The organism is Microcoleus sp. B9-D4 (assembly GCF_036705105.1).
Lineage (GTDB): Bacteria > Cyanobacteriota > Cyanobacteriia > Cyanobacteriales > Microcoleaceae > Microcoleus.
The window spans coordinates 1-2356 of sequence record NZ_JAUBTS010000151.1 but is presented as its reverse complement, the minus strand read 5'-3'; the positions used below and the strand labels follow the sequence as shown (position 1 = coordinate 2356).

Annotated in this window: 2 protein-coding genes; both read left to right on the top strand. The window is 45.4% G+C overall.

Annotated elements, in window-relative coordinates:
* Positions 1-952 (top strand): group II intron maturase-specific domain-containing protein (locus QUB24_RS33195; protein WP_333157825.1); only part of this gene is annotated, 952 nt, incomplete at its 5' end.
* A 144-nt stretch (positions 953-1096) separates the two neighbouring features.
* A partial coding sequence (ltrA, locus tag QUB24_RS33190; RefSeq protein ID WP_333157827.1) for a group II intron reverse transcriptase/maturase occupies positions 1097-2356 on the top strand: 1260 nt, incomplete at its 3' end.

Here is a 2356-nt window from a genome sequence, read left to right as displayed (position 1 = left end):
TAGCAAAAGGTTATTTGGAAAGGAAGTGAAAGCTCCTACGCTTATACGCTACGCGGATGACTTAGTTGTAATATGCGAAGAACTTGCCGTGGTACAACAATGTCAGCAAATTCTATCAGAATGGTTAAGCGAATTGGGGCTTGAGTTGAAACCCGAAAAAACTCGGCTAGTACATACACTAGAAGAACATGGTGGAGAAAAGCCTGGATTTAATTTTCTAGGATTTTCCATTCGCCAATACCCAGTAGGGAAACACCATTCAGGTGAAACATCGAAAGGTAAAAAGTTGGGTTTCAAAACCATCGTAAAACCCTCCAACGAAAAGCTTCAAGCTCATTACAGAAAGCTCGATAAGTACGTCGAGGAGAATAACAGCAGTAGTCAAGCTGCTCTAATCAGTTTCCTCAATCCAATCATTAGAGGATGGTGTCACTACCAATCTCCTTGGAACTCAAAGGAAACGTTCAATAAACTCGACCACCTACTCTGGAGCAGACTGTATCGATGGGGGAAACGCCGTCACCCTAACAAAGGGAAAAAGTGGGTTGCCAGAAAATATTGGCGAACCATCGGTAATAACAATTGGGTCTTTGCAAGCTCGAGGAAAGAGCAGGATTCCTTCAACCTCCTACTCCATGCCGCATTTCCTGCGGGTTTGAGATGGAGAAAAGTACAAGGAACACGCAGCCCCTACGATGGAGACTCGATTTATTGGAGCGCCAGAATGGGCGAAAATTACAAATACCTAGAACCGCAGAAAGCAAGACTGCTCAAGCGGCAGAAAGGTAGATGCGCCCAATGTGGACTGAACTTTAACCCAGGTGATTCAATCGAAAAACACCACCTAAAGCCTAGAGCCAAGGGTGGAAATAATGCCGACAAAAACCTGATATTAGTCCACCTGCATTGCCACGACCAAATTCACGGGCAATCTGAAACAGAACCGCGCTGAGGGAGTTTTCCCTTATTGGAGATGTCACAAGCAAAGGTGACAGTCACACACTGAGGAGCCGAATGAATAGCGATATTCACGTTCGGTTCTGGAGCCGAGCAGGTAGGGCGACCTGCCTGCTTAGGTTAACAGCAGACGGCTGGAATAGACGGTCAGACAGCTTTAACCAACGATGAACGGGTGAAACTGGTTACACAGATGAAGGAACATTCTCTATGGAAAGTTCGCCCAACCAAAAGGGTATATATTCCCAAAGCAAACGGGAAAAGAAGACCATTAGGAATTCCAACTATCAAAGACCGCGTAGCACAAGCGATTGTCAAAAATGCACTAGAGCCTCGCTTTGAGCCTCACTTTGAGGCACACAGTTACGGCTTTAGACCTGGTAGAGGCACACACGATGCCATCGCCCAATGCTTTTGTCGAATGGGTGGAGGCAGTGACACTTGGATTCTAGATGCCGATATCAAAGGAGCATTTGACAACATCAGCCATGAATACATCCTCAGCACAATTGGGAATACCCCAAGCAGAGAAATCATCAAACAATGGCTGAAGGCAGGGTATATAGAAGCCGAGATGTTCCACAAAACAGAAAGCGGTACACCACAAGGAGGGATAATTAGCCCTCTGCTAGCCAATATTGCCTTAAACGGTATAGAGGCACTACTGAGCCAGTTTTACAAGGTCAACACCTACACCCTGAAAAGCGGGAAACAAGCTGGCAACCAGAAAAAGAAGAAGGATGCAACCTACGGATTTATCCGATATGCAGACGACTTCATCATCACCGCCAAATCAAGAGAGGACATTGAGGCAATAATTCCCACTCTTCAGGAATGGCTTAAAGAAAGAGGATTAGAACTGAGTCAGGAGAAAACCAACATCTCTCATGTAGAAGGAGGATTCAATTTCCTGGGGTTCAATATCCGCCAGTTCAAAGGCAAATGCCTGATTAAGCCTCAGAAAGAAAAAGTCAAAACCTTCCTGAAGAACATCCGTAAATGGCTTAAGGAACACAAACACGCTTCACCAGAGGCAGTCATAGAATACCTTAACCCAGTATTAAGAGGATGGGGAAACTACTACAGGCACGGGGTCAGCAAACAAGTGTTCAGCTACGTTGACCACCAAATCTGGAAACTTCTCTGGAAATGGTCACTAAGGCAACACCCTAATAAAGGTAAGAGATGGGTAGCCAGAAAGTACTTCAAAACCCTCCAAGGGCGAAAATGGGTATTTTCTGCAACAGTCAATGACTTGCGTGGAAATAAAGAGATAGCCCTTTTCCGGTTATCTAATATTCCAATTGAACGTCACGTTAAAGTCAAAGGCACCGCTTCCCCCGATGACCCCGAACTCACCAAATATTGGCAAGACCGCATGACCCGATACGGTAAAACC